General features: G+C 69.6%; 26 protein-coding genes and 5 pseudogenes. 14 read left to right on the top strand and 17 right to left on the bottom strand.

Going from position 1 to position 26249, the window contains the following annotated elements:
• Positions 1-63 precede the first annotated feature (63 nt).
• Entirely contained in the window at positions 64-1524 is a 1461-nt protein-coding gene (locus ACIBZJ_RS40970; RefSeq protein ID WP_395939033.1) for an FAD-dependent monooxygenase, read from the bottom strand.
• Between the two features lie 130 nt (positions 1525-1654).
• Between ACIBZJ_RS40970 and ACIBZJ_RS40975 the strand changes: the two genes are divergently transcribed.
• A complete protein-coding gene (locus ACIBZJ_RS40975) occupies positions 1655-2551 on the top strand; it encodes an SDR family oxidoreductase (protein WP_395939034.1) in 897 nt (298 codons plus the stop codon).
• A 35-nt stretch (positions 2552-2586) separates the two neighbouring features.
• Here ACIBZJ_RS40975 and ACIBZJ_RS40980 read toward each other — a convergent pair.
• The 4 genes and pseudogenes from ACIBZJ_RS40980 to ACIBZJ_RS40995 form a co-directional block, all read right to left on the bottom strand.
• Positions 2587-2784, bottom strand: a pseudogene (locus ACIBZJ_RS40980) (transposase); the annotation flags it as partial.
• Between the two features lie 116 nt (positions 2785-2900).
• On the bottom strand, positions 2901-3347 hold the full coding sequence (locus ACIBZJ_RS40985) for a helix-turn-helix domain-containing protein (RefSeq protein WP_395939035.1): 447 nt from the start codon (positions 3345-3347) through the stop codon (positions 2901-2903).
• A gap of 395 nt (positions 3348-3742) precedes the next feature.
• Positions 3743-4636, bottom strand: a pseudogene (locus tag ACIBZJ_RS40990) (IS256 family transposase); the annotation flags it as partial.
• A complete protein-coding gene (locus tag ACIBZJ_RS40995; RefSeq protein ID WP_395939071.1) occupies positions 4611-4799 on the bottom strand; it encodes a hypothetical protein in 189 nt (62 codons plus the stop codon). The gene ACIBZJ_RS40995 and the pseudogene ACIBZJ_RS40990, both read right to left, overlap by 26 nt.
• A gap of 98 nt (positions 4800-4897) precedes the next feature.
• Between ACIBZJ_RS40995 and ACIBZJ_RS41000 the strand changes: the two genes are divergently transcribed.
• The 5 genes and pseudogenes from ACIBZJ_RS41000 to ACIBZJ_RS41020 all read left to right on the top strand — a co-directional run.
• Complete coding sequence (locus ACIBZJ_RS41000; RefSeq protein ID WP_395939036.1) at positions 4898-5578, top strand: TetR/AcrR family transcriptional regulator; 681 nt, start codon at positions 4898-4900, stop codon at positions 5576-5578.
• Positions 5579-6291: 713 nt separating this feature from the next.
• A complete protein-coding gene (locus ACIBZJ_RS41005) occupies positions 6292-6879 on the top strand; it encodes a TetR/AcrR family transcriptional regulator (protein WP_395939037.1) in 588 nt (195 codons plus the stop codon).
• A 151-nt stretch (positions 6880-7030) separates the two neighbouring features.
• Entirely contained in the window at positions 7031-7492 is a 462-nt protein-coding gene (locus ACIBZJ_RS41010) for a cupin domain-containing protein (protein WP_395939038.1), read from the top strand.
• A 172-nt stretch (positions 7493-7664) separates the two neighbouring features.
• Positions 7665-8030: pseudogene (locus ACIBZJ_RS41015) on the top strand (alcohol dehydrogenase catalytic domain-containing protein); the annotation flags it as partial.
• Positions 8031-8197: 167 nt separating this feature from the next.
• Positions 8198-8641 (top strand): annotated as a pseudogene (locus ACIBZJ_RS41020) (zinc-binding dehydrogenase); the annotation flags it as partial.
• Positions 8642-8924: 283 nt separating this feature from the next.
• Here ACIBZJ_RS41020 and ACIBZJ_RS41025 read toward each other — a convergent pair.
• A complete protein-coding gene (locus ACIBZJ_RS41025) occupies positions 8925-10754 on the bottom strand; it encodes an FAD-dependent monooxygenase (RefSeq protein ID WP_395939039.1) in 1830 nt (609 codons plus the stop codon).
• Positions 10755-10838: 84 nt separating this feature from the next.
• Between ACIBZJ_RS41025 and ACIBZJ_RS41030 the strand changes: the two genes are divergently transcribed.
• On the top strand, positions 10839-11276 hold the full coding sequence (locus ACIBZJ_RS41030; protein WP_395939040.1) for a MarR family winged helix-turn-helix transcriptional regulator: 438 nt from the start codon (positions 10839-10841) through the stop codon (positions 11274-11276).
• A gap of 313 nt (positions 11277-11589) precedes the next feature.
• Complete coding sequence (locus ACIBZJ_RS41035) at positions 11590-12339, top strand: DinB family protein (protein ID WP_395939041.1); 750 nt, start codon at positions 11590-11592, stop codon at positions 12337-12339.
• 232 nt (positions 12340-12571) lie between these two features.
• Here the strand turns inward: ACIBZJ_RS41035 and ACIBZJ_RS41040 are convergent, their stop codons facing one another.
• The 3 genes from ACIBZJ_RS41040 to ACIBZJ_RS41050 all read right to left on the bottom strand — a co-directional run bounded on the left by ACIBZJ_RS41040 (position 12572) and on the right by ACIBZJ_RS41050 (position 14646).
• Entirely contained in the window at positions 12572-12742 is a 171-nt protein-coding gene (locus ACIBZJ_RS41040) for a DUF993 family protein (RefSeq protein ID WP_395939042.1), read from the bottom strand.
• Positions 12743-12877: 135 nt separating this feature from the next.
• The gene (locus tag ACIBZJ_RS41045; RefSeq protein WP_395939043.1) at positions 12878-13522 is read right to left on the bottom strand and encodes a response regulator; all 645 of its coding nucleotides are present in this window, start codon (positions 13520-13522) and stop codon (positions 12878-12880) included.
• Entirely contained in the window at positions 13519-14646 is a 1128-nt protein-coding gene (locus ACIBZJ_RS41050) for a sensor histidine kinase (RefSeq protein WP_395939044.1), read from the bottom strand. Before ACIBZJ_RS41050 ends, ACIBZJ_RS41045 begins: the two co-directional genes overlap by 4 nt.
• Before the next feature lie 129 nt (positions 14647-14775).
• Between ACIBZJ_RS41050 and ACIBZJ_RS41055 the strand changes: the two genes are divergently transcribed.
• The gene (locus ACIBZJ_RS41055; protein WP_395939045.1) at positions 14776-15468 is read left to right on the top strand and encodes a hypothetical protein; all 693 of its coding nucleotides are present in this window, start codon (positions 14776-14778) and stop codon (positions 15466-15468) included.
• On the top strand, positions 15465-16013 hold the full coding sequence (locus tag ACIBZJ_RS41060; protein ID WP_395939046.1) for a dihydrofolate reductase family protein: 549 nt from the start codon (positions 15465-15467) through the stop codon (positions 16011-16013). Before ACIBZJ_RS41055 ends, ACIBZJ_RS41060 begins: the two co-directional genes overlap by 4 nt.
• 350 nt (positions 16014-16363) lie before the next feature.
• On the opposite strand, the gene ACIBZJ_RS41065 is transcribed toward ACIBZJ_RS41060, so the two are convergent.
• On the bottom strand, positions 16364-17227 hold the full coding sequence (locus tag ACIBZJ_RS41065; RefSeq protein ID WP_395939047.1) for a cupin domain-containing protein: 864 nt from the start codon (positions 17225-17227) through the stop codon (positions 16364-16366).
• 80 nt (positions 17228-17307) lie between these two features.
• On the opposite strand from ACIBZJ_RS41065, the gene ACIBZJ_RS41070 reads away from it, so the two are divergent.
• Positions 17308-18219, top strand: a complete 912-nt coding sequence (locus ACIBZJ_RS41070; protein ID WP_395939069.1) for an NAD(P)/FAD-dependent oxidoreductase — start codon at positions 17308-17310, stop codon at positions 18217-18219.
• Positions 18220-18365: 146 nt separating this feature from the next.
• On the opposite strand, the gene ACIBZJ_RS41075 is transcribed toward ACIBZJ_RS41070, so the two are convergent.
• The 6 genes from ACIBZJ_RS41075 to ACIBZJ_RS41100 form a co-directional block, all read right to left on the bottom strand.
• Positions 18366-18848: a S26 family signal peptidase gene (locus ACIBZJ_RS41075; RefSeq protein WP_395939048.1), complete on the bottom strand. Its 483-nt coding sequence runs from the start codon at positions 18846-18848 to the stop codon at positions 18366-18368.
• A complete protein-coding gene (locus tag ACIBZJ_RS41080; protein WP_395939049.1) occupies positions 18845-20650 on the bottom strand; it encodes an ABC transporter ATP-binding protein in 1806 nt (601 codons plus the stop codon). The genes ACIBZJ_RS41075 and ACIBZJ_RS41080 overlap by 4 nt, the downstream gene beginning before the upstream one ends.
• A 20-nt stretch (positions 20651-20670) precedes the next feature.
• Positions 20671-21207: a TlpA family protein disulfide reductase gene (locus tag ACIBZJ_RS41085; protein WP_395939050.1), complete on the bottom strand. Its 537-nt coding sequence runs from the start codon at positions 21205-21207 to the stop codon at positions 20671-20673.
• Between the two features lie 75 nt (positions 21208-21282).
• Positions 21283-21471, bottom strand: a complete 189-nt coding sequence (locus tag ACIBZJ_RS41090) for a hypothetical protein (protein WP_395939051.1) — start codon at positions 21469-21471, stop codon at positions 21283-21285.
• 93 nt (positions 21472-21564) lie between these two features.
• Positions 21565-22431, bottom strand: a complete 867-nt coding sequence (locus tag ACIBZJ_RS41095) for a BTAD domain-containing putative transcriptional regulator (protein WP_395939052.1) — start codon at positions 22429-22431, stop codon at positions 21565-21567.
• Positions 22432-22555: 124 nt separating this feature from the next.
• Entirely contained in the window at positions 22556-23098 is a 543-nt protein-coding gene (locus ACIBZJ_RS41100) for a MauE/DoxX family redox-associated membrane protein (RefSeq protein WP_395939053.1), read from the bottom strand.
• A gap of 408 nt (positions 23099-23506) precedes the next feature.
• Between ACIBZJ_RS41100 and ACIBZJ_RS41105 the strand changes: the two genes are divergently transcribed.
• The 3 genes and pseudogenes from ACIBZJ_RS41105 to ACIBZJ_RS41115 all read left to right on the top strand — a co-directional run bounded on the left by ACIBZJ_RS41105 (position 23507) and on the right by ACIBZJ_RS41115 (position 25788).
• Entirely contained in the window at positions 23507-23809 is a 303-nt protein-coding gene (locus ACIBZJ_RS41105; RefSeq protein WP_395939054.1) for an acyl-CoA dehydrogenase family protein, read from the top strand.
• 123 nt (positions 23810-23932) lie between these two features.
• Positions 23933-24630: pseudogene (locus tag ACIBZJ_RS41110) on the top strand (LLM class flavin-dependent oxidoreductase); the annotation flags it as partial.
• Positions 24631-24729: 99 nt separating this feature from the next.
• Entirely contained in the window at positions 24730-25788 is a 1059-nt protein-coding gene (locus ACIBZJ_RS41115) for an LLM class flavin-dependent oxidoreductase (RefSeq protein WP_395939055.1), read from the top strand.
• Between the two features lie 19 nt (positions 25789-25807).
• Here the strand turns inward: ACIBZJ_RS41115 and ACIBZJ_RS41120 are convergent, their stop codons facing one another.
• On the bottom strand, positions 25808-26206 hold the full coding sequence (locus ACIBZJ_RS41120; RefSeq protein WP_395939056.1) for a MerR family transcriptional regulator: 399 nt from the start codon (positions 26204-26206) through the stop codon (positions 25808-25810).
• Positions 26207-26249 lie beyond the last annotated feature (43 nt).

The raw sequence follows: 26249 nt of genomic DNA on the forward strand, positions 1-26249 counted from the left end.
CTTCGCCCGTCCCGGTGGACGGGCCAGGCCGCGACCCGGCGGACCATTGATGGCTTGCACGCCTTATGCCGGGGTGCCGAACCACTTCAGTAGCGCTCCGGTCATGTCTTCGCCAGGCGCGGTCCAGCACACGTATCCGTCCGGTCTGATCAGTACTGCCTGAACATCGGCCCAGGGCAACGTGTCGGTCGTCGTGGCGACGATCCGATCCTGGTAGGGCGCGGCGGCGGTGAAGTACTTCTCGTCGCGAGCCAGCAGGGCACCCTGGCCCTTGTGGAACAGTTGGCTCGCCCTGCCCGTGCCCACCGTGAAGTCGGGAAGTCGACCTCCGACGTGGCCAGTACCGCCGTAGTCGATGTCCAGACCGCTCATCATCTCGGCGGCCACCCGATTGGCGTCGGGAACGTTGAGCAGCATCGCCAGGATGTCGCGCAGAGTCTTGCGGTCGGGGTCCGGGCCTTGCAGGGCGGACTGTGCCCGAATGTTGGCCAGTACGCGGGCGCCCACGGGGTGCCGCTCAGCCTCGTAGGTGTCGAGCAGACCCTCGGATGTCCGTCCGGAAAGGACGGCCGCCAGTTTCCAGCCCAGGTTGAACGCATCCTGAACGCCGACGTTCATCCCCTGGGCCCCGACGGGTGGATGAACGTGGGCGGCGTCGCCGGCCAGGAACACGCGGCCGGCCCGGTACTTGGCCGCTTGGCGGACGGCGTCGCTGAAACTGGACGCGTACCGGACGTCGATGAGCTCGTACTCGTCGCCGTAGAAGAGTCGGAACCGGTCAGCGACGTCATCGGTCGCGACATCTCCCTCGGACGCATCGGAATAGACGAACCGATACAGCCCTGCTTCCCCGAGAGGCACAATGCGGGCGAAGGTCCCGTCCGCTTGGCGACGGGGTATCATGCCCGCCAGCGACCAGCCGACCGGTAGCTGTGCCGTACCCGGGCCGCATACGACGTCGGCTACGACGGTCCACCGAGTGGCGTCGGTACCAGCGAACTCGACGCCGAGCAGCTTACGTACCGTGCTGCGGCCGCCGTCGCATCCAATCAGGTACCGCGCTCGCAGTTGTTCGGGGCCATAGACGGTGACACCGTCGTCATCCTCGTCGAATCCGGTCAGCTTCCAGTTCCGGCGAACCCTTCCCCCGAATCCGGCTAGCCGATCCTCAAGAATTTCCTCGACGCGTGCCTGCGGAACGCCCACCTGGTACGGATACCGGCTCTCGAGTGCGGCGTAGTCGAGTGTGATTCCGGCGAACTCCCCACCCTCGACCCGCCCGATCGACTGTTCATCGATACCCGTCAACAGGTCCCGCATTTCCAAGATCTCAGCGGTACGGGGCTGCAGATTCGTCGCCTTGCTTTGCCCTGAGCGTGTGTTGAGTGTCTCGACCACGATGGTCCCCACGCCCGCGAGGGCCAATTCGGTCGCGAGCATCAATCCAGCAGGCCCAGCGCCCGCGATGACAACATCCGTATCCACGGCAACTCTTTCCGCAAGGGATTGCTGGTACGGTACCATTTTCGGTACCGTACCACGCCGTCATAACCAGAGCACACTGATGACAGCCACTGACATCAGTCGGTAAGGTGATGACAGCCGCTGACGTCATCGGGTGTCGGTGGGCCACCGTCTACGGGGAGATCCGTTCATGCGCGTTTTCGTTACCGGAGCATCCGGCTGGATCGGCTCCGCCACTGTCGACGAGTTGCTCGCGGCTGGGCACGACGTCGTCGGCCTCGCCCGCTCCGACCCGTCCGCCGCCGCACTGGAAGCCAAAGGCGTTACGGTGCGGCGCGGCGACCTCGACGACCTCGGTGGCATCCGCGCGGGCGCCGCGGACGCGGAGGCCGTGATTCACCTCGCCAACAAGCACGACTTCGATAATCCCGCCGTCTCGAACAAGGCCGAGCGAGCTGCGATCGAGGCGATCGGGGACACTCTCGAAGGTTCGGGTCGGCCGTTCCTGTTCGCCTCGGGCATCATTCCCGTCGGTGGTGGTCGCCCCGTCACCGAAAACGACGCCTCCCCGTTCCACGGCCCTGACGCCCCTCGCGGCGGCGGTGAGAATCTCGCCCGGGAATACCTTGCCCGAGGTGTGCACGTGGTCGGGGTGCGGTTCGCTCCCACCACGCACGGCGCGGGCGACAACGGCCTCATGGCCACTCTCGTCGGTATCGCGCGGGAGAAAGGCGTTGCCTGCTACATCGGTGACGGTACGAACCGGTGGCCCGCGGTGCACCGCTCAGATGCGGCTCGCGTCGTCCACCGAGGACTGGAGAAAGCACCCGCGGGTTCGCTCCTGCACGCGATTGCCGAGGAAGGAGTCCCCACGCGCCAGATCGCCGAAGCGATCGGCCACGCGCTCAACGTGCCCATCGCCTCTCTCTCGGCCGAGGACGCGCCAGCACACTTCGGCTGGATCGGCGGTTTCTTCGGCATGGACATCCCCGCCTCCAGTACCCGCACCCAGGAACTCCTCGGCTGGACACCCACCGGCCCCACCCTCGTGGACGACCTCGATACAGGTGCCTACTCTCACGCCTGACCAAACGGCCCACACGCCCTCGTTCAAGCGGAGAACCACTTGTTGATGATTTTTAAGACGCGCCCGATGGTGGGGTGGTCCAGGTCGCGGGCGGCCAGAGCCCGGACCAGCCGGCCGCGTTGCTTGGTCGACAGGGCCGGATCCGCGGCCTCCCGGATCACCCCGTAACGGAACAAGCCAACCGCGCGGGCACGCTCGGCCCGCACCCGTTCCTCGTCATGGCTGAACGCCACCCGCTGCCTCCCTAGGCCTCAAGCGCACCCGAGCCGCCCCTCCCGGAGTCCCTTCCCGGAACTACCGGAGGTCCCCTCTGGAACCAGTGGTGCGCATGAATCGCGAGGGTCGCCGATCAGCCCAGCCCGCCCATGGGCCGGCTCGTGTTGGCCGACCCGCTCGCAGCCGGACTCAGACCGGCGCACAGAAGCCGACCACCGGTGACCCCCGCAGCCAGCTGCCACGCCGACACCGCGCCCACGACTCCCAAGCGGCGCCGCGCCGCCCCCGCGCACCCGCCGATCGCCTCGACCGCGTCAGCGAACACACTCCGGCCAGCCGGCCGCGGGCCGGTCAAAGGATCCAGCTCAGTCAGCAACGTCATCACCGCCGCCCGCACCGTCTCCGCGTTGGCGGTGAACGCCCGCAGCCAGCCGCGGACCGTGCCCTCCGGCCGGCCCAGCCGCGCCGCGATCGGCCGGTGCCCAAGACCAGCAGCCTTCCAAACCAGCGCCGCGCCGATCACATCAACCCCATCAGCCCGCCTCAGCAGGCACGACACCGCCAGCAGAACATGCGTCACCGAACAACGACCGCAACGCCCCCGCCGCGGCCGCACCAGCCCGACCCCGCGGACCCGCCGACCGCGGGCATGTCCCCACGGAGCCAGACCACCCCCGCACGGACAGACCAGATCACCAGCCCGCAACCGCCGATCGACCTCCAGAGCGTCCGCACCTACCATGACCACGGGTGCCTCCATGAGCACCAAGGAACGGCCCTCCCTTCCGGCCAAGGACAGGGGAGGGCCGTTGCGCTATCCGAACGTGATCAATGTCGTCGCACACCAACACCGACAGTACAAACCCGAAAGCCCGGACCACGTCATCACTCAAAACGCCGCCGCACGGCAAAACCGTCATCATCCAGGCTGCCGCTCAGGGAGTGTCCGTTTTTCGGTGTAACTGGCCTGATCGGCTAGTTCGTGCTGTCGGCGGTGATGCGGCCTTCGAACGCGATCGCGAAGGCGTTCAGTGCTGGTTTCCACCGCATTGCCCATCGTGCCTTGCCTTTGCCGGTCGGGTCCAGCGCCCGGGTGGCGAGGTAGAGGCATTTGAGGGCGGCTTGGTCGTTCGGGAAGTGGCCGCGGGCCCGGACTGCCCGGCGGTAGCGGGCGTTCAGGCTTTCGATGGCGTTGGTGCTGCAGATGACCCGGCGGACCTCGATGTTGTAGTCGAGAAACGGGATGAATTCTGTCCATGCGGAGCGCCAGAGCCGGCTGATCGCCGGGTAACGCGTGCCCCAGGCGGCCTCGAATTCGTCGAAGCGGGCGGCGGCCGCGGTCTCGGTCGGGGCGGTGTAAACCGGCCGCAGATCGCGGCTGATTTGGTCCCAGTCCTTGCGGGAGGCATACCGGAAGGTGTTGCGGATCAGGTGGATCACGCAGGTCTGCACCACCGTCTGCGGCCAGACCGTCGTGACGGAGTCCGGCAGGCCTTTCAGTCCGTCGCAGACCAGGATGCAGACGTCGTCCACGCCGCGGTTCTTGATCTCGGTCAGGACCTGCAGCCAGAATTTGGCGCCTTCGCCGCCGTCGCCGGCCCAGAGACCGAGGATGTCGCGTTCGCCGTGGACGGTCACGCCGATGACGACGTAGACAGGTCTGTTGGTGACCTGCCCGTCGCGGACCTTTATGTGGACGGCGTCGATGAACAACACCGGATAGACCCGATCGAGCGGCCGGGCTGACCAGTCGGTCATCTCCTCGAGGACTTTGTCGGTGATCCTGGAGATCGTGTCCTTGGAAACCGAGGCGCCGTAGACCTCGGCGAAATGCGCGCTGATCTCACCGGTGGTCAGACCGCGCCTGAAGGACACCTACCTGGTACGGATAGCGAGTGCCGAGTGCCGTGTAGTCCAAGGGGAGGCCCGTGAAGTGCCCTCGTCGTTCCGGCCGATCGTCGGCCAGGGCGAGCTCGGTCGCGACCGTCAGACCGGCCGGCCCTGCGCGGACGATGATTGCGTGCGTGTCCATGTTGCTTCTTTGTTCCGAAAAAGCGTAAATATCGGTACACGCCGAATTATGTGGTTGTATCAAACCTGGTCTCGTACAACGACCGGTAGTCTCGCCTCATGGACGTTGCGCTGGATCCCGTCGGCCGCCGGGCGCGGAAGAAGGCGGCTACTCGCGCCCACATCGCGGATACGGCGTTGGCCCTGTTCTTGGAGAGGGGCTACGAGAAGGTGACGGTGCGGGATGTCGCGGCCGCCGCCGACGTTTCGCCCACCACGCTGCTGAACCACTTCCCGACCAAAGAAGCGCTCGTCGTCGATCTCGGAGACCAGATCGCGGCCGAGTTGATCAGGGTCGTGGCCGACCGCGCCCCGAGCGTCGGCATCCTCGACGCGCTACGCGGCTACGCCCGCGGCCGGGTCGACCGGGCCGCGGGCGCAAAAGATCCGAGCTCGAAGCGCTTCATCACGCTCGTGCTCGGGAACCGGGACCTCTCCGCGTACTGGCACAAAACCTGGATGGATCACGAAAACGTGCTCGCCACAGCGATCCGGGACGAGACCGGTGCCGCCGACGACGACCCGTACCCGGCCGTCATCGCCCACTTCGTCCTGGATTCGATCGCCTACGCGATCCGCTCGGCTGATCCGGGGCGGACTATCGACGCCGCATTCGACGTCATTCTCCACGGCGCAAGGGCTCGAGCCGCAGCCCTGACCGGAGGGTCCGAGCGGCATGACCAGCCTCTTCGCCCTGCTTCAGCCGAGAGTGGTGCCGATGAGCGGGCGCTGCCGCCGTAGTTGCAGGTCATCGCGAGGGGTGAGCCGACACACGGTGAGCAGGAATTCCTGCGGCGACGCAACCAGTTGTTCGCCGCCTTCGTCCGGCTGGCGGTCATTCCATCGCGATCGAGTCCGACGGTCGCCGGGCCGGCGGTCGACGACTACGTCCGCGGCGGGGTGGGACGCTCGACGTCGCGGTGGAGACCGGTTCATCCGAGCGCGCAGCGGATGCCCGAGATAGTCCAGCTGGTCACGAACGCCCGGCAGGCCGCGGACGAGTTGCTTGACGCTGGTCAGGACCCCGGTGGGCCTTGGCGAGGATCTCCTCGGTCGTAGCGGTACTCAGGCGCCCGGTTGCGCTTGATGAACTCGGCGGCGTTGTCGACGGCGCGGCCGGCGTCATCGACAACGAGCCGCCAGGCGCACTGCATCGTGGAGCAGGATCTCGTGTGATCCGACCCTGGATGAGCAACGGCGGGAGCCCGGTGAGGTCGGCGACGATGGCCCAAGGCGAGAAGATGCGGCGGCGCAGGGCGCCGGCAGACGGGTGTCCTTCAGGGCAGCCAAGGCAGCGGCGACCAGCCCACCGCCCGCGGACTCGCCGACGAATGTGACCCGTCCGCTGGGCAGACCGCCGTCGAGCAGTGCGCGGTAGGCGCTTCCCGGTCGAAAATCGGCGCGGCGGCGCACAAGCGCGCCCATGAGGAGTCAGAATCGCGTTCAATAACCACATGCGTGCCGCGCCCCAACCGCGTCCACGCGAACAGCGCAGCGACGCGGCCCACAACCACGAGGCAATCGTTCAGGCCGCGATAGCGGCGGTCCACCGGGAGGGCCGACGAACCCCACTGGCGAAGATCGCCGCCGATGCCGGCGTGGGGATCGGAACGCTCTACCGTCACTTCCCGACCCGCCAACATCTGCTGACCTACCTCACCCACCGCTCCTTCGAGCAGGTCTTGGCCAATGTGCGGGCCGCTGAACGCGACGGCGTGACCGCCACCGATGCGCTCTGGCGTTTCATCGACGCCGCCATCACCCAGCGCAACATCCTCGTTCTTCCGCTGCACGACGGGCCCGCCGTAACGGCCCCGGACACGCTCGCGGTGCAACTTCAGATCCACCAAGCGGTCCAGCGGATCATCGAACGCGGCCGCACCGATGGCGCGATCAACCAGCAGGTCACGCCGAGCGAGATCGTCGTCTTCGGATCGATGCTCGCCCAGCCCCGACCGCCTGACGCGGAGTGGGACGCCACCTGCCGTCAGATCCTGGCCACCTACCTGACCGGCCTGGCGACCGGCGTCCCAACGGCCTGACGCGGATGTGCGCAACACCCGCTAGGCCCTCCCCACCTCCGCGGTTTCCCGACCGGTGACTTCTCTATACGGATGATACCCTCCGTTTCAGCGCTGAACGGCGGCTTCGATCCAGGATGTAAGCAGGCTCCCCGACAAGACGGAGACCCCCGTGAGCATGGCGTTTCTCGCCCAGCCCGAGCAGCAGCAACAACTGGAATGGCTCGACGGCGGCACCCTGGCGCTGCTGCTCGACGGCGCGGCCACCGACGGTCAGTTGATGATCGGACGCTTCGACGTGACCGAGGGCGAGGCGCCGCCCTACCACACGCACACCCGCGAGGACGAGGTGTTCATGCTGATCAAGGGCACCGCGCTGGTCTGGGTGGACGACCAGGAGATGGAGCTCGCTGAAGGCGGCATCGTGTTCCTCCCCAAGAACGTCCCGCACGCCTACCGCATCACGTCCAAGACGGCCGACCTGCTGATGGTCAATACCCCCGCGGGGATCGAAGGCATGTTCCGTGAGACCGGGCGGGACAAAGCCACGCCACGGCCGCCGGGCTTCCGCGTCACGCCCGACCCAGCCGTGTCCGAAAAGTACGGCAACATCATCGTCGGCCCGCCCCGCTGACCTCAGCGTCTCGGGTCCGATCCCCCCGGTCACGCCAGCCGGCCTGCCGACCCGGCCGATGTGTCAACCGTCCGGTCGTGTCTGCCATTCCGGCGGGACCCGCGCGACCAACGAGAGCGAGTATTCGGGCCTGCAGGGCGATTAGGCGGATCGATCTACACAGGGAACCGACATGGCCATTCGCCCGACGACCCGCACTAGCACCCGAGCAGCCGTCATTGAGGCCTTCGGAGGGCCCGAGGTCCTGACGGTCATCGAGGTCCCGCTCGCCTCGCCCACCGACACCCAAGTCCAGCTGCTGCTCGGGGCTGCTGCGGTGAACCCGGTCGACCTGACCACCCGCGAGGGCCGCAACATTCCGGCGGACATGGCGCAGTTCCCGATGGTGCTCGGCTGGGACGTTGCCGGCACCGTCGTCGCCACCGGCTCGTCGGCCACCGGCTTCCACGTCGGCGACCGGGTCGCCGCGATGGTCTTCCAGCCGATCGATCAGCGAGGCACGTACGCCGAGTTGGTGAACCTCGACGCCGCGCTGGTCGCAAGGATCCCGAACGGGCTCGGCCTGCCGCAGGCCGCAACCGTGCCGCTCGCAGGACTAACGGCGTCACAACTGCTTGACGAGGTACGCCCCGACGGGGCTCGCACGCTGCTGGTCACTGGCGCGATGGGCGCCGTCGGCCGCAACGTCGGGCGCTCGCGGCCCGCGCTGGTCTGCAGGTGCTGGGCGTTGCTCGAGGCGAGCAGGAGGGCGATCTCCTCGCCCTCGGCGCGACGCTCGCCGTCGAACGTGGCGCGTTCACCGAGGCGGTGCGAGACCATTGCCCGGACGGCGTCGACGCAGCCATCGACCTCGTCGGGGGCGCCCCCGCGCAGGCCACATTCGACCTGGTTCGTAACGGCGGCCGGTATGTCACCGCGGTGCCGCCGTACATCGACCCGACCGGACGATTCGACACCGAACGGGACATCATCCTCCACGTCCTGACCGTCCACCCGGACGCCGGACGGCTCTCCGAGCTGTTGGCCCTGGCCGGCGACGGCCAGTTGCCAACTCCAGTGGAATACAGCTACTCCCTGGACCACGCGGCGGAAGCGCACCGTCGGCAGGCCGCCGGCGGCCTCGCCGGACGCGTCGTCCTCGTGCCCTGAGTTTCGTTCGGACGGGTCGAGCCCGGGAGCGATCGCGGAGGTTCGCGAACCGGCGACCAGGTGATGACGCTTGCACCCTGCGCGTCGCGGCTGGGGTCTGCGAGCGGCTCGGCTAGCCGCTTCACGTCCACCGACGCGGTCGATCTAGATGCGCTGATGCGGGTGGCGAGTGCCCTAGAAATGTTCAGCGCCCGCTCGATGGCCTCGGTGGGGGCGCGCTCGGTTTCTGGCCCCGCCTCGGTGTCGGAGGTCGGTGGGGCAAAGTGATGCCGGTCGGTGGTGCTTACGCCGTGCGGGTGGCGGTGAAGGGGACGGTCATCATCGCCGCTTTGGCCTTGCCGGACATGGTGTTGTTCTCGACCGTGGCCGTGCATTTGATCTTCATTTTGAAGGGTGAGGTCAGGTGGGCGGTGTAGGTGAGTTCGTCGCCGTTGATGCGGCCGTCCTGGATGGGGGTGCCGTCGTAGGTGCCGGTGACCGTGGTTCCGTCGGTGGTCAGGATCAGGGCGGCGGTGCGCTCGCCGCTGCCGGTGGTGAAGCTCATGGTCCAGGTGCCGTCGAAGGTGTTGGTCATGTCGGCGGTGCCTACCGTGATCGGGTTGGGGTCACAGCTCTGGTCGACGGTGGCGACCCACTGGGTCAGGGCGTCGGCCAGTGTCGTGGGTTCGAAGGGGGTCGCGGCCGGTTGGACCCAGGCGACGTAGCCGTCGGGGCGGATGAGAGCCGCCTCGAAGGGCGGGATGTCGCCGAAGACCGGGACGTGCCAGAGGCCCTCGCGCTCGTCGGGTTGGTACTCGGCGGTCACGTGCTTGATCCGGTCGGTCCACGGGGTGAGGGTGTCGGTGATGCCGTCGGCGCCTAGGTCGATCAGGACGGGGCGGGCGTCGTGCAACAGGGTGAAAACGTCGGTATCGCCGGTGAGGGCCAGGTTGGGCATGCGTCGTCCGAGCAGAGGGTGGTACTCGCCGAGCGGGTAGCGCAGAGCGAGGCCGCTGAGCCCACCGGCGAGTTGCAGGGTGGCCTGCGGAGCCGCGAGCAGGTCACTGAAGACTTCTCGTACGGCTTCGCGGCGGCGGCCGGGCTTGAGGACCTCGGTCTGCGCCATCGACCACTTCAGTGCGTTGGCACCCGCCGGGTGTCGCTCGGCGTGGTAGGTGTCGAGCAGGCTGTCGGGTGCGTCGCCGCGCAGGACGGCGGCGAGTTTCCAGCCCAGGTTCACCGCGTCCTGAATGCCGAGGTTCAGTCCTTGGCCGCCGACGGGGGTGTGGATGTGGGCGGCGTCGCCGGCGAGGAAGACCCGCTGGTCGCGATAGGTGGCGGCGTGGCGGTAGCCGTCGGACCAGCGCGACGTCCAGCGCGCCCCGCGCAGACCGTAGTCGGTGCCGAAGGCGTGGACCATGGCCTCGCGGATCTCGTCGAGGGTGGTCGGCTGGTCGGGGTCCCGTGGTGGGTTCTGGCGCATCACCGACAGCCGGATCCAGTCCGGTTCGGTGCGCGAGATCTGGTAGAAGCCGACCCGGTCGTTGTAGCCGAACCCCTGGTCCGGCGGCGAGGCGAGGTCCAGGTCACCGACCACCCACCAGGTCTCGCCGGGCAGGCCGGGAAAATCGATGCCGCTGCTCTTACGCACGGTGCTGCGCCCGCCGTCACAGCCCACCAGGTAGGCCGCGCGCACCCGCTCGGGGCCGTTCACCGAGGCCAGCTGCACCTCGACGCCGTCCTGGTCCTGGTCGACACCGGTCACCTCGGTGGACCACTGGAACCGTGCGCCGAGTTCGGCGGCGCGCTCGGCGAGGATCCGCTCGCTCTGGTGTTGCGGCAGGATCAACGCATCCGGCCAGGCCGGATCGATGCTGCGTGGATCCAGCAGGATGCCGGAGAACATGACCCCGGACATCGGCTTTCCCACGGCGCGGAACGTGTCGGCCAGGCCCCGTTGGGCGAGGATCTCCATGCTGCGCGCGTTGATGCCGGGAGCGCGTGACTCACCGACCGTGCCGGCCGGGCGGCGCTCGACGACGAGCACCTCGATGCCGCCGAGCCGCAGTTCGGCGGCGAGCATCAGGCCGACCGGGCCAGCGCCAGCGATGACCACCTGGGCAGGGCTGAACATGTCAGTGACCTTTCGATTGACGTCCAACTTCATAGGATCCGATGCAACCGTAATGAACATAGGATCCGATGTAAAGTCGGGGCTATGACCTCACGTACCGCCGAAGCGTCACCGAGCCTGTCGCAGCTGATGAACAGGGTCGCCCGGGCGCTGGCCCGGCACGGCGATGCCGCACTCAAGCCCCTGGGTTTGCGGTTCGCCCAGATCCCGGTGTTCGCGCTGCTGAAGATGCGGACCGGGATGACGCAGAAGACGCTGGCCGACGCGGCCGGCATCGAGCAGCCATCCATGGCTCAGCTGTTGGCGCGCATGAAACGCGACGGATTGATCGTCTATCGGCCGCATCCGACGGACGCGCGCAGCCGCACGATCGTGCTCGCCGACCCCGACGATCGTCGGATCGACGACGGGAGCAACCGGCTGATGGACCTTGAACGTCAGGCCGTCGAGGGGCTCGGCAAGGACGAAGTAGAAACCCTCAAGGCGTTGCTCGCCCGGGTGCTGGAAAACCTGGAACGCTGACCCGATGCCCGCCCGCAGCACGGTTGCCTAGCGTCAAAAGAACCTCGACCACGTCTGGGGGCTTGACCCCGGATCCTGGACATCAAAGTGTCCAGGATCAAGCGGCAAGGCCCGCGCAGGCTTTCTCAGCGATTTGTCGGCGGATTCTTCTCACCGAGATGTCGTTTTCTCGAGGGTCCTGTTTTGCGGGTCCAGGGTCCGATTATCTGAAGCGGAGGAAGACGCGGTTGCAGCAAGCTGGCCGATAGGCGGCGGGCTCGGCGCTCACTGACGATTCAGCGGTCTTGTCATAGGGGGCTTCTACGATGTGCGGATGACGCGATTCGTGCAGCAGCCCGACTACGAGGGTGCGGAGTTCATCGACCTGTCCATGGCCGGCGCGACCTTCCGCGAGGTGGACCTCAGCGGCGCCCGTATGCGCGGCGTCGTGCTGTTCGGTGCCGACATCGACGGGGCGATCAACGGGCTGCGCATCAATGGCGTGGAGATCATGCCGTTGATCGAGGCGGAGCTGGATCGCCTGCACCCCGAACGGCTGCGACTACGCCCGACCACACCCGAGACGATGCGCGACGCAGTGGACGTCATCGAGGAGCTGTGGCACGCGACGGTCCGACGCGCCAGTGCGCTGCCGGAGGGGGCCGTCTACAGATCAGTGAACGACGAATGGTCACTGGCCCAAACCCTGCGCCACACGATTTTCGTCGTGGACGCCTGGTACGGCCACGCGACAGCCCTTCGCCCAAGCCCGTTCCATCCGATCGGCGTGCCCGCATCGTTCACCACCAACGGCGCCGAGTTCGGCATCGACGAGTCGGCTACGCCCACCCTCGGCGAAATCCTCGCCGTGCGCGCCGAGCGGATCGCCGATCTGCGCGCGTATCTGGCGGACGTCACGCAGGAGGAGCTGGACCGGGTGCGGGGGCCGAACACCGCGATCGGCCGCCCGCCCTCCGCCGAACGTACGGCGCTTAAGTGCCTGCAAGTCATCTTCAGCGACCAGTGGGCGCACGTGCAGTTCGCCAACCGCGACCTAGCCATCCTGGAACAGGAGTATGCGTGATGCTCCGCGAAATCCAAGAATCGCCACCTCGCCGAAGGTTTCTCAACAAAGTGTCGGAACCGACATTTACACCGAAATAATCTTGAGAAACCGAAAGATCTGATGAGAACCCACAGGGCGACCTAGGCATGGATTGAGACTCCGCGGCTCGCGAGGAAGCTTGCCGGGTCGACGGCATCGATGGACGCTGCTGTCTGGCCTGAATGGACTTCGAAGTGGAGGTGCCGTTCGGTCACCTCCATCGCGTCCGCGACACCGAAGCCCAGCCCCAGAGGTGCTGCCGGAACGCCGGCGTCGCGTCCCAATCCAGCGCGGCCGGTGCGCCGGGTGTGTTGTCGGCGAGCGGATCAGCGACGACGTGGGCCGCGGCGCAGGGCGTGAGCGCGCATTGGCTGCGGCACACGACACTGACCTGGGTGGAACGCGTCCATGGGTATGCCGTCACGCAGGCGTATGCCGGTCACGCGGGCTCGAGCGGGCCCTCCCGCGCGAAGCGCTGGCGCACGGCGGCGGGATCGCTCGACTCCGAGCGTCCGGATCAGGTTCGAGCCTGGTAGACGAGCAGGGCGATCTGCACGCGGTTCGCCGAGCCCGTCTTGGTGAGGATCCGGGAGACGTGCGTCTTCACCGTCGCTTCGCCGAGCAGCAGGGTCGCGGCGATGGCCGCGTTGGAGAGACCGTCGGCGACGGCCTCGGCCACGGCCCGTTCGCGTTCGGTGAGGGCGGCGAGGCGCTGCGCCGCTCGCTGCGCGACGTCGTCGTCGCCCCGGCGGCGCAGCTGGTGGACCAGGCGCTCGGTGATCGGGGCCGAGAACACCGATCCACCACCGGCGACGACGTGGATCGCCCGGATCAGCTCGCGAGGAGCGGTCTCCTTGAGCAGGTAGCCGCGGGCGCCGGCTTCCAGCGCGTCGAGCACGTAGGCGTCGACATGGAACGCGGTCAGGATCAGCACCGCGGGGGCGCCGTCCTGGCTCGTGATCCGCCGGGTTGCCCGGACCCCGTCGAGCTCCGGCATCCGCAGGTCCATCAGGATGACGTCCGGCCGGACCCGGCGCGCGCCGGCCACCGCCTCGGTGCCGTCGACGGCCTCGGCGACGAGGTCCAGTTCGGGATCGCTGGACATCACCATCCGCAGGCCCGTCCGGGCGAGCGCGTCGTCGTCCGCGACGAGCACTCTCACGGCCACGGCAGCCGGGCCCGGAGTTCGAACTCACCCACCGCGGTGCCGCCGTGGGTGAGGGACCCACCGGCGAGGGTGGTCCGCTCGGTCAGGCCGATCAGGCCGTTCCCGGAGCCCGGCACCCCGAGCGACGCGGTGGCACATCGGTTCACGACGTCCACGGCGAGCTGCTGGCCCGTACGGTTCACGCTGACGCGGACCGTCTCCCCCGGCGCGTGCTTGCGGGCGTTGGTGAGGCCTTCCTGGACGATGCGATAGACGTCTCGGCCGACGGCCCCCTCGGCGACCGTAAGCGTGGGGTCCACCTCGAGAACGACCTGCTGGCCGGCGCGGCGCGCCTCGTCGACGAGGTCATTCAGCCGGTTCAGACCGGGCTGCTCGGGTGGACCGGGGCCGTCCTCCCGCAGCAGGCCGATGACCGTCCGCATCTCGTCGAGCGCCTGGAGCGCGGAGGCGCGGATGAGCGCCGCCGCGGCGGCGATCTCCTCCTCGTCGCGACCCCGGGCGACCTCCAGACCGCCGGCACAGAGCGCCACCAACGAAACCCGGTGCGCCACCACGTCGTGCATCTCCCGGGCGATGCGGGTGCGCTCGTTGGCCCGGATCCGCTCCTCGCGGAGATCCCGCTCCTCCTCGGCGCGCTCGGCGCGCTCCCGGTAGGCGGTCAGGAGGGTGTGCTGCGACTGGACCAACGCACCCCAGGCGGTGGCTGCCGCCGCGATCGCGACGTTGACGGTCAAGGTGAGGACGATGCCCTCGTTGCCCGGGTACAGCAGCCAGAACACGCAGCCGCTCAGGACGTTCGTGACGCCGAGGACGACCGCCGTCCGCAGTGCCCGGTACCGCGCGACGAAGTACAGCGCCACCATGTTCGCCACGCCGGCCGAGGCGACGATCGCGGCCAGGCCGGCCAGCGTGAATCCGACCGTGAGCGGGATGCGGTGGCGTCCGAGCAGGAGGAGGCAGGCCACCGCGCCGATGGTCACGTCGGCGGCGAGCCAGGCGTCGACCGGCCCGTGGCGCAACACGTCGAACAGGAGCACGAGGCCACCGACGTAGGAGACCACGACGACGGCCGCGGACCGCGCGGCCCAGCGGAAGTTCCCGACCGGCACCGTCCGCATGCGGGTGAGTTTACGGAGGGTGGGCGGTCACCGAGTCCGTCCTTCGACGGACCCTCGTCCGTCGAAGGTTGATGGGAATTCGCCTCCCGGGCGACGCGCGGCCGGGGCCGGTGGCGGTTGTCTCATCGGGTGCGCCCACTACCGAACGCCCCCGTCAGCGTGCCGCGCCGCGAGCGTCGTGTCACCGGCTGGACCGCCCTGAGCGGCGGCCTGGTCTCGCTGATCTCCGTCGGCCTCTACTTCGTCTACTCCGGACCGCCGCCGTCGTCGAACGTCTTCACCCGCACCCTGATGCTGGTGGCCACGTTCACCTTCTTCCTCGTCTTCTCTGTCGGCCTCGGACGGACGCTCCGCCACCCCGACGGCGACGCCGGGCTCGCCGGCGAACTGGCGGTGACCGCGCTGCGCCTCTACATCGCGATCACGCTGGTGGCCGCGTCGCTCGAGGTAGGGACCGCGCTGCAGTACCCGGACGGCAGCCGCGATCCGACGGTCGACGGTCCGCTCGCCGCCGGCATGGTGCTGTTGCACGGCCCGATCGCCCGGGCCCTGGTCGCGGTGTTCCTGCTCGCGCTGGCCGCGACGCCGAACGCCCGGCGATATTTCCCCCGGCGGGTACTCACCGGCGGCGTCGTGCTGGCGGTGCTCAACCTCGCGCTGATCCCGTCGCTGTTCTTCGGCATGGACCCGGCGCAGTTCTATGCCGCGAACGGGTGGGGTGCGACGGCGTCGATCGGAGCGCTCAACGTGCTGTGGGTCGCGGTGCTCGGCTGGTCGGTGCTCCGGGAGCCGCCGGTCCAGGGTCGGGAGGCGTCGGCGTGACCCGGAATGTGGTCCTGTACGAGCTGATGGCGCTGGACGGCGTCGCCGACGAGCCCGGTGAAGGCGAGTGGTTCGGCGGCGCGGACGAACGTCTCACGGAGTTCCTCGGCGAGGTGATCTCCACCCAGGACGCTGTTCTGCTCGGGCGGCGCACATTCGAGAAATGGGCGCCCTACTGGCCTTACTCCTCGCTGCAACCGTTCGCCGACTTCATCAACTCGACGAGGAAGTACGTGTTCTCGTCGTCGCGACCGGTGCTCGACTGGCCGGGCTCGCTCGTCCACGTACCGACGCCGGCGGGCGAATTCGTGCGGCATCTCAAGCAGCAGGCCGGCGCGGACATCGGCGTCCACGGCAGCCTCACCCTCGCGCGCAGCCTCCTGGCCGACGATCTCGTCGACGAGCTCCGTCTCGTCGTCGCACCCAGCCTCGCCGGCCGCGGTACCCGGCTCTTCGGCGGCGCCACCCACCTGCAGCGACTCGAACTCGTCAGCAGCGATCGCACGGGTGACTGTCTGCTGCTGCACTACCGGTCGCGCCGCTGAACGACGTCGGGTCGGCCGGAGTTGGAGGATCGAATTCGCGAATGGCCCCACGCCGACTGCCGAGAGCTGAACCGAGAGCGTGTCGGCGAGTTGTGGCGACGTGCTACCTCGGCGGGATCCTGGGTTACAGGCTCGCCGGGAGTGACGACGAGGCCCCCCGACCGGCTAGCCGTCACCCAGCGGATGACCTGGGCCTACGTCCGGTCGGCAGTGAGCGACGGCGACCCGGCGTGGCAGCGGGCCGTCGAGGCGCTGAACGACGATCCGTCGCTCGGCGCGGAGAAAGCGGTATCGGCGATCAGGCCTCCGCTTGACGTGTCCGCGTCGGCTATCAGCAGGCAGGTTGCGTCTCAGCGGTGCTTGCGGCGGTAGGCGCCCGGGGCGATGCCGTACTCGCGGCGGAAGGCGCCCGCGAGGGCGAACTCGGTGGAATAGCCGGTGCGGCGTGCGATCGTGGACAGCGTCGAGTCGGTCTCGACGAGCAGGCGGGCGGCCTGGTCGAGCCGGTGAGCCAGCAGATAGGCCGTCGGGGTGCGGCCGACCGCTGCGGCGAAACGCCGAGTGAACGTGGCCCGGGACAGGCCCGCCCGCCGGCTCAGTTCCCGGACCGTCCAGCGGGTCTCGGGGCTGGTGTCGATCGTCTGTAGGGCCGCGGTGATCTCCGGATCGGTCGGATCGCTCCAATCCGCCGTATCGAGCCACCGGCGTAAGGCGCGCGCGAGCATCAGATCCAGCAGTGCGTGGCGGGTGGCGTCGACGACCAGCCCGGCGGCCTGCTCCTCGTCGAGCAATCCGATCACCGAGTCGAGCCGCCCGCTCGACGGGACCACGATCGGGTCAGGGAGGGCGGCCAGGAATGGGTGCACGTACCGGCCCGGGGCAAGCCGGTAGGCGCCGCAGAGCAACTCGAAGTCGGCCGGACCGGGATCCGGTTCGGCCGGTCCCAGATCGACCGCCGGTAGATTTCGCAGCGGGCGTGGTTCGGAGGCGAGCGCGTGGTCGGCGCCTGAGGTGATCAGCACGATGTCACCCGGTCCGAGTTCGACCGGTGGCACGTCCGCGGTCAGCAGCCAACCTGTCCCTCGGAGAACGACGTGGAAGCCGCTACCGCTCAGCCCGGAGTAGTTCAGGCCCCAGGCTCCGGACTGCCGGAACCGTCGCACCGTGCCGCGACCGACCCGCAACGCGGCGATCGCGCTACTGATCGCATCCATCGGCGCCATGCTACCTACGCGTAAACGCCGGCGACGTCGCAGCATTTCTGCCGGGCCGGGCCTGCGGTTCAGTGGACGGCATGAAGGAATGCATAGTCATCGGCGGGGGCGCGGCCGGTCTGAGCGCCGGTCTCACGCTCGCGCGGGCTCGGCGTACGACCCTGGTCGTTGACGCCGGCCGCCCGAGCAACCTGGCGGCGTCCACTATCGGCGGTCTGCTTGGACACGACGGGCGCCCGACTGCGGAGTACTACGCCGCGGCCCGCGCGGCGCTCGATGCGTACCCGTCGATCGAACTCTTCGACGGTGAAGCCAGGCAGGCAGTCCGGGAGGACGGTGGCACGTACGCGGTGACCTTGGCGGACGGTCGTCTTGAGCACGCCCGCACCGTGGTGCTCGCGCCCGGGATGGACTACCGGATCCCGCCGGTGGCCGGACTGGCCGAGCGCTGGGGCGGCGATGTGTTCCACTGCCCGTTCTGTCACGGCTGGGAGAATCGAGACCGGCCGACGGCCGTTCTGGCGACCGGTGCGGTCGGCGTCCACGGCGCCCTCAACCTGCGCGGCTACACCGATGACATCACCCTGCTGACCAATGGCGCCGCCCTCGACGGCGCCCAGAAGGACCGGCTTTCGGCGGGCGGGATCAAGTGGGACGAGCGCCTGCTGGCCGCAGCCGACGGCACGGGGACGAGCCTGGAGGTCGTGCGTTTCACCGACGGCGCCGACCTCGCCGTCACCGCCATACTGGTCAAGGCCTTCCTCCACCAGCGCTCGCCGCTGGCCCGCGACCTCGGGGCCACGGTGGCCATGTCGGACGAGAATCTCGGTGTCGAGGCGATCAAAGTCGATGCAATGTTCCGTACGGATGTTCCGGGCCTTTTCGCCGCCGGTGACGCCGCCACCGCGGTGCCGCCGTCCATGGCGGCCGCTGTCGCCTCGGGCTATCTGGCCGGGGCGAGCGCCGCCGTCCAGATCTCGGCCGGACGTTGACCGCGGACCGCGCAGTAGGAGCAATGACAGATATCGCGCCAACTGCTCTGGAAAAGAACATCTGCTCGTCGGCAGGAGCTCAAGAACTCACGTCACCGACCACGCCCGGCGTGTCACCGAACCGGTGAACGTTCGGGGACAACGCACTAGCCGGACGGCAGCGGCAGCCGGCCGACCACCACCCCGAGCAGGTAGCCGGCGTGCGCGTAGCCCCGCACGCGCGAGTCCGCACTGGCCGCGACGTTGTCACCGAGCAGCAGGAACCGGCCGGGCGGCACCCGCTGGTCCGGCACGGCCGCCCGGACCACCTCGGGCACCGGGTCCCCGGGCCCGGCCGCCAGGCGCTTCACCATCCACGGGGCCAGGGTCGGCGGCAGGCCCGGCGTCGGCTCCTCGATCGCGAGCGGGAACGGTCCACCGGGCACCGGAGCGCCCCAGGCGGCCACCACGACGTCGCCGGTCCGGGCCCGGGCCAGGCGGACCCGCCGGACGAGGACCCGGTCGCCGTGCGCGAACGTCGGCGTCATGCTCTGGCCGATCACGGTCACGATCACGAACCGGCGGCGCAGCCACCACACCACCGCGACGACCACCGCGAGCACCGCGCCGACGGCCCCGGCGGCGGTCATCGCGGCGACCCGGCCCGGGTGTAGCCGCTGGCCTGGATCCCGAACAGATGCGCGTAGGTGCCGGCGGAGGCCATCAGCTCCGCGTGGTCGCCCTCCTCCGCGACGACGCCGTCGACCAGCACCACGATGCGGTCGGCGTCGGCGACGGCACCGAGCCGGTGGGAGATGAGCAGGCTGGTCCGGCCGGCCCGGTAGCGCCGTAGCCGGTCGTGCACCTCGTGCTCGGCCTCGGCGTCGAGACCGGCACTCGGTTCGTCGAGCACCAGCAGGTCGCGCTCACCGCGCATGAGTGCCCGGGCCAGCGCGACCCGCTGCCACTGGCCACCGGACAGCATCATCCCGTTCGGTTCCTCCTCGGCCGCGTCGCCCGCGGTGAAGACCTGGGACAGCATCGTGTCGTAGCCGTGCGGCAGGGCGGTCAGGACGTCGTCGATGCCGGCCAGCCGGGCCGCGCCGGTGATCCGCCGCCGGTCGTCCACGGCCGCGACGTCGCCCAGGCCGATGTTCTCGGCCGCGGTCAGGTCGTACTCCATGTAGTCCTGGAACACGGTCGCGGTCCGCCGGCGCAGGTCGTCGATCGCCAGCTCCCGCAGATCGATCCCGTCCCAGCGGATCGAGCCGCGGGTCGGGTCGTACAGCCGGCACAGCAGCTTGACCAGCGTCGACTTCCCGGCGCCGTTCCGCCCGACCAGGGCGACGGCGGCGCCGTGCGGGATCGTGAAACTGACGCCGCGCAGCACCCAGGGCTTGTCCTCGGCGTACCGGAACCACACGTCGTGCAGCTCGATGCCCCGGCGCAGCGGGGGCACCGGCCGCGGCGCGACGGGTAGGGGCAGGTCCGGCTCGGCCGTGACGACCGCGCGGTGGTGGGCGAAGAGCAGCACGGACTGGTGCCCGCCGGCCAGCGAGCCGACCAGTCCGGCCAGGGCCACCTGCAGGCCGGCGACCGTGACGACGAACATCGACACGTCACCGACGCTCAGCCGGCCGTCCCGGGCGGCGAACACGGCCCACACCAGGCCGCTCCCGGCGACGCACGCGCCGAGCAGGGCCAGGCCGCCCTGCGTGCTCAGCTCCCGCCGGTCGACACGGCGCTGCGCGGCGTCGATGGCCCGGTGTTCGACGAGCATCCGCTCCCGCAGGAAGCCGGCCAGGCCGAACAACCGGATCTCCTTGGCCGCGACCGGGTGGCCGAGCAGGTGGCTGAAGAAGAACTCGCGCCGGGCCGTCGGGCTCATCCGCCACAGCACGGCGGCGCGCCGCCGGGCGAGCCGGAGCTCCATCACGAGTACCGGTACCGCGGCGGCGAGCACGACGACGGTCATCAACGGGCTCACCACGGCCAGCGCCGCGATCAGCCCGGCCGCCCCCAGCAGGCCGGCGCCGGCGCCCAGCACCTCGCCGCAGAGCTCGCCGGGCGACCGGCCGCTGTTCCCGGCCATCCGCAGCCGGTCCAGGAACGGCGGATCCTCGAACCGGCGCAACCCGGGCTGCCGCTCCACCCCCCGGTACAGCTCGTCGAGGGCCAGCACCGCGCTGCGCCGGCCGATCTCGGCCTGCGTGTACTTGGCGACGTGCGGCAGCACCCCGGCGGCGACGCCCACCGCGGCCAGCCCGCCGGCGTGCAGCAGCAGGTCCCCGGCGTGACCGCCCCCGACGACGCCGTCGATCGTCGTCCGGGTGAGCCACGCGGTCAGGGCGGGGGCGGCGGCGGTGAGCACGGCGGCGGCGACCGAACCGGCCAGATAGGACGGGGCGGCCCGCCACACCAGCCGGAAAGCGGCGGCGACCGTCCGCCGCATCGGTTCCGAGGGTTCGCCGGTCATGCGGCCGGAACGGCCAGCCGGTCCACGGACGACGCGTCGCTGACCAGTAACCGGCCGTCCCCGTCGAGCTGGAACACGGTCGGGTAACCCGTCACCCCGAACGCCCGCGTCAGCACGCCGCCCGAGTCGTCCTCGACGACCACCCGAGCCGCCGACGACAGCTCGGCCACGTACCCGGCCGCGTCCGCCGACGCACCGACCACGACGGCCACCGCGCTCCGCCGGCCGTCGGGCAGGCGCTCGGCGTGGGCGATGAACTTCGGCAGCAACGCCTCGCACGGCGTGCAGCCCGGGCTGAAGAACGCGATCACGGCGCCGTGGGGCAGGTCGTCGCGGCGCAGCGGGTGACCGGCGACGTCGGTGGTGGCGAACGCCTCGACCAGCGTTCCGACGGGCAGGGCGGCCGGGCCCGGCACGCCGCCGGGCGGGGGGACCTGCTGTTCGCGCAGGCGCCGGATGACGCCGAAGAGCAGCAGCAGGTTCAGCAGCGTCAACACGTTCGTCACGACGAGCGCGGCAACGACGTAGGTCACGTCGAGGTGTCCCTTCCGGTCGGGGGAGACGACCCGGCCGGCCGCACGGGTGGCGGCCGGCCGGTCACGAGCCGATCAGCAGTAGTAGTCGTGGCATTTGCCGATGTACCACTGGCTGCAGCTGCCCGCGCAGTAACGGCTGTCCTGGCGGTAGAAGGAGCCGTAGCAGGGCACGCACCGGTACTCCATCTCGGCCATCGCGGTGGTCCGCGGGACGACGACGGAGAGCATCCGGTCCGCCAGCCTGGCGATCGTTTTGGTCATGTGTTCTCGCTCCGTTCGATGCGAAGGACGGTCCCGGCCGGTCCAGCGGTCCGGCCGGGCGGACGGACCATGACACGTGTCCTTAACGTTCCGCTAACGATGCGCTATCGACCCGGACTGGCGGATCGCGCCGATCAGGCGGCTGATGCGTACCCCCGGCGCCGTCCCCAGCTCGCCCGCGAGGATCCGGCACAGCTGCTCGTGCACCGCGAGCGCGGACGTCAGGTCGCCGCGTCCCAGATGAGCGCTGATCAGGTGCTCCCACGCCCGCTCCCGGTAGGGCGTCAGCCGCACCAGGGACTGCATCGCGTCGATGACCGCGTCGTGCTGCCCGAGCGCGAGGCGCGCCTCGGCGAGGTCCTCGGTGGCCCGCCGGCGGTGTTCGTCCAGCGACGCGGCGACCGCGGCCACCCGGCGGGAGGACACGTCGGTGCAGGCGTCTCCGCGCCAGAGGCGCAGCCCCTGCTCGAGGGCGGCCGCGCGCCGCGCCGCGCCGCCCGGGAGCGTCGCGCTCCGGGCCTCGCGGACGAGCGCGTCGAAGGCGACGACGTCGGTGGAGGCCTCCGGCGTGCAGAGCACGTAGCCCGGGGACCGGGTGCGCACGACGTGGGCCGCCTCCGGGCCGCCGAGCCGTTCCAGCCCCTGGCGGAGCGCACACACGTGCCCCTGCAGCTTGGTCGTCGCGGTGACCGGCGGCCGGTCGTCCCAGATCGCCTCGAGCAGCAGGGGGACGCCGACCACGCTGCCGACGTCGAGGGCGAGCGCCGCGATCAGCGCGCGGCGGCCGGGGCCACCGAGCGCGAGCGGCTGCCCGGCGACGGTGACCTCCATCGGGCCGAGCAGGGACACCTGCACCAGGGAGCCGGCGTCCACCGTGCGCGGATCGCCGGACCCGGACCGCCGGTCGACGACCGTCCGGGTGGACCATGACGCACTCCGGCGGCGCCCGCGCCTGGTCATCCCGGGCCCGGTACGGCGCTCAGCTCGGGCCCCCGGGGGCCGACGAGGACGAGGGGTACGACTGCGGCGACGGATAGTAAGGCCATGCGAACTCCCGGAGGGAAACGTGCCGTGGCCCGCCCGGTCAGGAGGAAGCAGGGCGGCGGAACAGCCAGAGCAGCTCGTCGAGCCAGACGAGCGACACGACGAGGAAGCCGGCGACCGCGAGGGCCGCGACCAGTTGCACCGCGGGCAGGCCGCTCAGCCGTTCGGTCGACGTGGCCGCGGCGCCGCCGAGCGCCACGAGCGAGGCGGCGCAGAGCAGTGCGCTGCGCACCACGTGCGGCCGGCCGACCGGAGTGCTGGACGCTCCGAAGCAGCGGCAGCCGCCGGTGGCTTTCCGCCGGATCGCGACGGACAACGCGGCGGTGAAGCCGGCGAAGAGAAGAGTGCTGCCGGCCAGGCCGGCCACGGCTGTGCCGGGCCAGAGAAGAGCACCGGCCACCGCGGCCTCGGCCGCGATCGACAGCGCGGCGACGAGCGGCGCCCACCGGGTGGGAACCACGCGGAGCGCGACCAGACCGGCCGCGAATTCTCCGAACGCGGCCCGGCTGCGGAGCTTGCTGAAGAGAGAGACCGACAGGACCCCGATGACCGCTAGGGCCACCGTGGCGACGACGACGCGCATGAGGCCCCCCGTGGGCCGTTGGGTCAGCTCGTGAACGGCGAATCCGAAGTGTTTTGGCAACCTAGGGAGACTCGAAACGTACGCTTTGTTAACGTTAACGTCAACCGATCGCAGCGGCGTGACGGCGACCGACGGACGCGGGTCTGAGCCACTGTGGACAGCTCCGGGCGGCCCTCGTGTTGCGCTCCGGTGGCTGCCGCCGCGGTCCTCGTCAGAGGCCCGCGGAGCACCGCGACGACGTCGGACCGCCGGTGCTGTGGACCGGCGTCGGCCGCCAGCGGACGGTTCTCAATCGGAGCCTCGGGCCTAATGTGAGCGTTCCCATCTGTGAGCGCGGGCGGCTCCCTGTTGTTGCCGCGCGGCAAGCTGGTCGACGTGGTCGGCGAGCACGCGAAGGGCTAGGCGTTGGTGGCCCGGGCCGGGTCGACGCTGGAGCAGATCGGGCTGCTACCCCGGTCGGCGGAGGATGCGGCGCGCGGGTCGATCGCGGTCGCGCAGGCCAAGGCGTTCGCGTCGGAGATCGCAGTCGAGGTCAGCTCCGAGCTGTGCTCCCTCTCCGGGGCATCGGCCGCCGACGAGAAGTACGGTCTCGGCCGGCACTGGCGAAATTCCCGCACCCACTCCGCGCACGATCCGGTGGACTGGAAATACCACCACACCGGCGCCTACCTGCTCAACGGCACCCCTCCGCCGAACCACGGCCAGTTGTGAAAACGGAGTCTCCGATGAGCCGGGTATCCAGCTCCCCGAAGACGAGCGCCTGTGAGCAATCCGAAACTCGAACTGGTTGCCGACGTGGTGGTCGTCAACGGAGGTGTGGAAGGTCCCGACACCCTGAGCGCCGAGTACCTCTGGTACGTCCCCAATGAGATCAACGCCGGTCACCGTGGTGACGATCGGGGCCGGCCGGACTCGTTCACGGTGGCCACCGCGCTGGCCTCCCGGGCTACGACGTTCCAACCGCTCATCGCGGTCCGCCCATCGGTCGAGTTGCCCGTTACACCCGCACTGCCGAATTCCTGCGGATCGTTCGTGCGCTCTGGACGCAGGAGCCAATGACGTTCGCGGGCGAGCATTTCCGCGAGACCGACGCCGAGGTCGCGCCGCGGCCGATGGTCCGCGGCGCACGATGGCACCCGCGACCGTCTTTCGGCGGCCCGTCCGCGGAGGCCGAGCGAGTGGCCGCGGCCGATGCCGATATCCAGCTGTTGTGGGGCGAGCCGCTGGACGACGTGGGGGAGCGGATCGCCCGGCTCCGGCGGCTGGCCGACGAACTGGGTCGGGCGCATCCCCCGCTGGAGTTCGGCCGGCGGGTGACGACGGTGGTGAGGGACACCGCTGCGCAGGCCTGGGCTGACGCGGAGGCCAGGGTCGCCGCACTGTCCGCGGGCGCAGCGGCCAGGGACCGTGACCGGCAGTCGTCCGTCGGCCAACAGGGGTTGCTCGGCCTCGGTGACGGCGGCGACGTCCTGGACGGCAACCTCTTCACCGCGCCGGGCCGGCATGGCGGCGCCGGCGCTGGTACGACCTGGGGAGGCAGCTCCTGCCGTCGCTGATCGAGCAGAGGTCGGACGTGCGAGATTATTCCTACTATTCATATAGGCCTTGATCTAACGCGGCAGGAGCGAGTCATGAGGTTCTTGACCATCACGCTCATCGTCCACGCGCCCGATCCGGTGACTGGACGGCAGAAATCCACTCAGGACCGGCTCCGCGAGGTCGTCGACAACGCCTTGCTCGCCGAGGAACTCGGCTTCGACGGCTTTGGTGTCGGCGAGCGGCACGAGCGCCCGTTCATCTCCTCCGCCCCCACCGTGGTGCTGAGTCATCTGGCCGCGCTCACGTCACGCATCCGCCTGTTCACTGCGGTGACGACGCTGAGCCTGCTGGATCCAGTGCGCGCGTTCGAGGACTACGCGACGCTCGATCACCTCGCCGACGGGCGGCTGGAGCTGATCATCGGCAAGGGCAACGGCGCCGCCCAGCGCGAGCTGTTCTCCGTCACGCCCGAGGACCAGTGGGATCGCAACGCCGAGTCCTACGAGGTGTTCCGGCAGCTCTGGCGCAACAATACGATCACCTACGACACGAAGTTCCGGCCCCCGCTGCTCGACGCTGAGGTCTGGCCGCAGCCCTACCAGCGTCCGATCCGGATCTGGCACGGCTCGGCGACCAGCCGGGCGTCGGTCGACCTCGCGGCCCGTTACGGTGACCCGCTCTTCTCGGCCAACGTCACGACCCCGATCGAGCCGTACGCGGAGCTGATCCGCTACTACCGGGAGCGGTGGGCGCACTACGGCCACGCCCCGGCCACGATCGCGGTCGGCGCCGGCTCGGCCGGGTATTACGCGGCCCGCAACTCGCAGGACGCGATCGAGGCCTACCACCCGGTCTTTGAGGGCCAGCTGGCATTTCAGCAGCGGCTCGGCCTCCAGCCCGCGTTCCCGACGCTGGAGGACTTCGTCGAGCGCTCGTCCGCGCTGATCGGCAGCCCGGCCCAGGTGATCGACAAGGTCCACCGCTACCACGAGCAGTTCGGCCACACCGTCCTGCACCTGCACGCCGATGCCGGCGGCCTGACCGACGCCCAGCACCGGGAGAGCCTGGAGTTGTTCCAGTCCGACATCGCGCCGACGCTGCGGCGGGAGATCCCCGATCCGCCCTGGGGATGGGGAGGCCCCGGCCAATGACATTTTCTCCTACGGCTTACTAGGGATACGTCGAACCGCCGCCCAGATCGCCTCTCTGGTGCTTCTGGAGTTCGCTGAGGTAGTCGGCGACCGCATCGCGGTTGCGGGTGAGGATGTCGATGCGTTCGGAGAGCCGGCCTCGCTCCCGTTCGAGCGCGGCCACCGTCTCCGGGAGTACGCCCTCGAAGACGATCGGGCTGCGTGGGGATTCCAGGCACGGGACGATCGCCAGAATCAGCTGGGTCGAGAGGCCTGCGTCGAGGAGTTCACGGATCTGCTGGACGCGCGCCAGGGTCGTCTCGGTGTAGTCGCGATAGTTGTTGGCTTCCCGCGTGGAAGTGATCAGGCCTCTGGCTTCGTAGAAGCGGACCTGCCGTGGGGACGCGCCCGCCCGGGCGGCGAGTTCACCGATACGCATGGTTCGACCGTACCGCTTGACCTTGACGCTGGTGTCAAGGTTT

The organism is Cryptosporangium sp. NPDC051539, from assembly GCF_044454545.1.
Lineage (GTDB): Bacteria > Actinomycetota > Actinomycetes > Mycobacteriales > Cryptosporangiaceae > Cryptosporangium.

Coding starts and splice junctions, on each gene's coding strand:
- ACIBZJ_RS40970 (WP_395939033.1), bottom strand. CDS start 1,524: ATGGTACCGTACCAGCAATCCCTTGCGGAAAGAGTTGCCGTGGATACG.
- ACIBZJ_RS40975 (WP_395939034.1), top strand. CDS start 1,655: ATGCGCGTTTTCGTTACCGGAGCATCCGGCTGGATCGGCTCCGCCACT.
- ACIBZJ_RS40995 (WP_395939071.1), bottom strand. CDS start 4,799: ATGGACACGCACGCAATCATCGTCCGCGCAGGGCCGGCCGGTCTGACG.
- ACIBZJ_RS41000 (WP_395939036.1), top strand. CDS start 4,898: ATGGACGTTGCGCTGGATCCCGTCGGCCGCCGGGCGCGGAAGAAGGCG.
- ACIBZJ_RS41005 (WP_395939037.1), top strand. CDS start 6,292: ATGCGTGCCGCGCCCCAACCGCGTCCACGCGAACAGCGCAGCGACGCG.
- ACIBZJ_RS41025 (WP_395939039.1), bottom strand. CDS start 10,754: ATGTTCAGCCCTGCCCAGGTGGTCATCGCTGGCGCTGGCCCGGTCGGC.
- ACIBZJ_RS41030 (WP_395939040.1), top strand. CDS start 10,839: ATGACCTCACGTACCGCCGAAGCGTCACCGAGCCTGTCGCAGCTGATG.
- ACIBZJ_RS41035 (WP_395939041.1), top strand. CDS start 11,590: ATGACGCGATTCGTGCAGCAGCCCGACTACGAGGGTGCGGAGTTCATC.
- ACIBZJ_RS41050 (WP_395939044.1), bottom strand. CDS start 14,646: ATGCGGACGGTGCCGGTCGGGAACTTCCGCTGGGCCGCGCGGTCCGCG.
- ACIBZJ_RS41065 (WP_395939047.1), bottom strand. CDS start 17,227: ATGGATGCGATCAGTAGCGCGATCGCCGCGTTGCGGGTCGGTCGCGGC.
- ACIBZJ_RS41070 (WP_395939069.1), top strand. CDS start 17,308: ATGAAGGAATGCATAGTCATCGGCGGGGGCGCGGCCGGTCTGAGCGCC.
- ACIBZJ_RS41075 (WP_395939048.1), bottom strand. CDS start 18,848: ATGACCGCCGCCGGGGCCGTCGGCGCGGTGCTCGCGGTGGTCGTCGCG.
- ACIBZJ_RS41080 (WP_395939049.1), bottom strand. CDS start 20,650: ATGCGGCGGACGGTCGCCGCCGCTTTCCGGCTGGTGTGGCGGGCCGCC.
- ACIBZJ_RS41090 (WP_395939051.1), bottom strand. CDS start 21,471: ATGACCAAAACGATCGCCAGGCTGGCGGACCGGATGCTCTCCGTCGTC.
- ACIBZJ_RS41095 (WP_395939052.1), bottom strand. CDS start 22,431: ATGACCAGGCGCGGGCGCCGCCGGAGTGCGTCATGGTCCACCCGGACG.
- ACIBZJ_RS41100 (WP_395939053.1), bottom strand. CDS start 23,098: ATGCGCGTCGTCGTCGCCACGGTGGCCCTAGCGGTCATCGGGGTCCTG.
- ACIBZJ_RS41115 (WP_395939055.1), top strand. CDS start 24,730: ATGAGGTTCTTGACCATCACGCTCATCGTCCACGCGCCCGATCCGGTG.
- ACIBZJ_RS41120 (WP_395939056.1), bottom strand. CDS start 26,206: ATGCGTATCGGTGAACTCGCCGCCCGGGCGGGCGCGTCCCCACGGCAG.